Consider the following 2779-nt stretch of genomic DNA (forward strand, 5'->3'; position numbering starts at 1 on the left):
CGCGTGCGGCAACACGGTCGTGCTGAAGGGCTCGGAGCTGTGCCCCGTCACGCACGGGCTGATCGTCGAGGCGCTGCAGGAGGCCGGCGTGCCGCCGGGCGTCGTCAACTTCGTGACGAACGCGCCCGAGGATGCGGGCGCCATCGTCGATGCACTGATCGCGCATCCGGCCGTGCGCCGCGTGAATTTCACGGGCTCGACGCGCGTCGGCAGGATCGTCGCCGAAGCGTGCGCGCGTCACCTGAAACCGTCGGTGCTGGAACTCGGCGGCAAGGCACCGTTCGTCGTGCTCGACGATGCCGACCTCGACGCGGCGGTCGCGGCGGCCGCGTTCGGCGCGTTCGCGAATTCCGGGCAGATCTGCATGTCGACCGAACGCATCGTCGTCGACGCATCGATCGCCGATGCGTTCGTCGCGAAGCTCGCCGACAAGGCCGCGTCGCTGCCGCTCGGCGACCCGCGCAACGGGCCCGTCGTGCTCGGTTCGCTGATCGACATGAAGGCCGTCGAGCGCTGCAATGCGCTGATCGACGATGCGCTTGCGCACGGCGCGACGCTCGTGTGCGGCGGCAAGGCCGACAGCACGCTGTTCCCGGCCACGCTGCTCGACCATGTCACTCCGGCGATGCGCATCTATGCGGAGGAGTCGTTCGGCCCGGTGAAGGGCATCGTGCGCGTCGACGGCGAGGAGGCCGCGATCCGTTGCGCGAACGACAACGCGTTCGGGCTGTCGTCGGCCGTGTTCAGCCGCGACGTCGCGCGTGCGATGCGCGTCGCGGCACGTATCGAATCGGGCATCTGCCACGTGAACGGTCCGACCGTACACGACGAGGCGCAGATGCCGTTCGGCGGCGTGAAGGACAGCGGCTTCGGCCACTTCGGTGGCAAGGCCGGCATCGCGGCGTTCACGGACCTGCGCTGGATCACGGTGCAGACCGCACCGCGCCACTATCCGTTCTGACGAGGCCGCCGACGATGAGGATTGCGATTCTGGGCGCCGGCGCGATGGGCTCGCTGTTCGGCGGGCTGCTGGCCGAAAGCGCCGAGGACGTCACGCTGATCGACGTGAACGACGCGCATCTCGATGCGATTCGCCGCGACGGGCTGCGCATCGATGACGATCGTGGTGAACGCACCATCCGCACGCTGCATGTGCTCCGGCCGGAAGCCGCGAATGCGCAGCCGTCGCCCGACACACCATTCGACCTGCTGATCGTCTTCACGAAATCGCTGCACACGCGCCACGCGCTGGACGGCGTGCGCGCGCTGCTGAGCCCCTACACGTACGTGCTGACGTTGCAGAACGGGCTTGGCAACGTCGAGACGTTGAATGCGTTCGTGCCGATCGAGCGCATTCTCGTCGGCGTCACGACCTGGCCCGCAGATCTTGCCGGGCCAGGCCACGTGCACTCGCACGGTGCGGGCGTCATCAGGATGATGACGGCCGACGGCGCGGAGCGCACGTTCGCGGCGGCCGTCGCCGACGCGCTGTCGCGCGCGGGGCTCGCGTGCTCGCTCGATGACGACGTGTGGGCCGCGATCTGGGAGAAGGTCGCGTTCAATGCGGCGCTCAACACGCTGTGCGCGGTGACACGTTGCACGGTCGACCAGCTCGGCGAACACCACGACGGGCTGCGGCTCGCGCAGGCGATCGCGGCCGAGACGGCAGCCGTCGCCCGCGCGAAGGGCATCGCGGTCGATGGCGAGCGCATCGCGCGCAATGTCGAGCATGCGATCCGCGAGCATCGCGGCCATCGCCCGTCGATGCTGCAGGACGTGCTCGCGGGCCGCCGCACGGAAATCGACGCGATCAGCGGCAAGGTCGTCGCGGCCGCGCGCGAAGCGGGTGTGGCGGTGCCGCATGCGGAAACGCTGCTCGCACTGGTCAGGCTGATCGACGCGCGGATGAACTGAGCATCAGGCTGGCGGCGCTGCCTGCGCCGCAGACGATACGGGCGCGTCGCGCGCAGACGACGGCACCGGATCGGGACAGGTTGGACGAGACACCGGAGCCGCCGCCGACGCGTCGACACCGGCCGACTGCGCAGCACGAGATCCGGGCACGCGCCACCGCGCGCCAGCCCGGACAACCGGAGACGCCATGAAAGCCATCGAACGCCGTTGTCTTGCCGCGCGCTACGCGCGCACGTTGCCGCCTCGGCGCGGTGCACGGGAGGCCGCATGAGCACGCGCGACGGATTGCAGTCGCCGTCCGTCGACATCGGCGCGACGCTCGACGACGGGCCGTTCACGACGATGCAGCGCTGCGTGGTGCTGCTCGCCGCACTCGCGATCGTGCTCGACGGCTTCGACGGCCAGCTGATCGGCTTCGCGATTCCGGTGCTGATCCGCGAATGGGGCATCACGCGTGGCGCGTTCGCGCCGGCGGTGGCGGCCGGGCTGATCGGGATGGGTATCGGCAGCGCGTGCGCGGGGATCGTCGCGGACCGCTTCGGCCGCCGCCAGGCCGTGATCGGCAGCGTGTTCCTGTTCGGCATCGCGACCTGCGCGATCGGCTTCGCACCGGACGTCACGGCGATCGCGATGCTGCGCTTCGTCGCCGGGCTCGGGATCGGCGGTGCATTGCCGACGGCCACGACGATGACGGCCGAATACACGCCCGCGCGGCGCCGCACGATGATGGTGACCGCGACGATCGTCTGCGTGCCGCTCGGCGGGATGCTGGCCGGCCTGTTCGCGCACGAGGTGCTGCCGCGCTACGGCTGGCGTGGGCTGTTCTTCGCCGGCGGTGCGTTGCCGCTCGTGCTCGGCTTCGTGC

General features: G+C 70.2%; 3 protein-coding genes. All 3 read left to right on the top strand.

The window, feature by feature from the left end; translation table 11 throughout:
* Positions 1-961, top strand: a 961-nt coding sequence (locus tag JYJ84_RS33310; protein WP_205190030.1) for an aldehyde dehydrogenase family protein, incomplete at its 5' end; no start/stop codon positions are given.
* A gap of 14 nt (positions 962-975) precedes the next feature.
* A complete protein-coding gene (locus JYJ84_RS33315; RefSeq protein ID WP_175223418.1) occupies positions 976-1914 on the top strand; it encodes a ketopantoate reductase family protein in 939 nt (312 codons plus the stop codon).
* Between the two features lie 267 nt (positions 1915-2181).
* The coding region (locus tag JYJ84_RS33320) for an MFS transporter (protein ID WP_205190031.1) at positions 2182-2779 on the top strand (598 nt) is incomplete at its 3' end.

It is taken from the genome of Burkholderia sp. LMG 13014, from assembly GCF_905232215.1.
Taxonomy (GTDB): domain Bacteria; phylum Pseudomonadota; class Gammaproteobacteria; order Burkholderiales; family Burkholderiaceae; genus Burkholderia.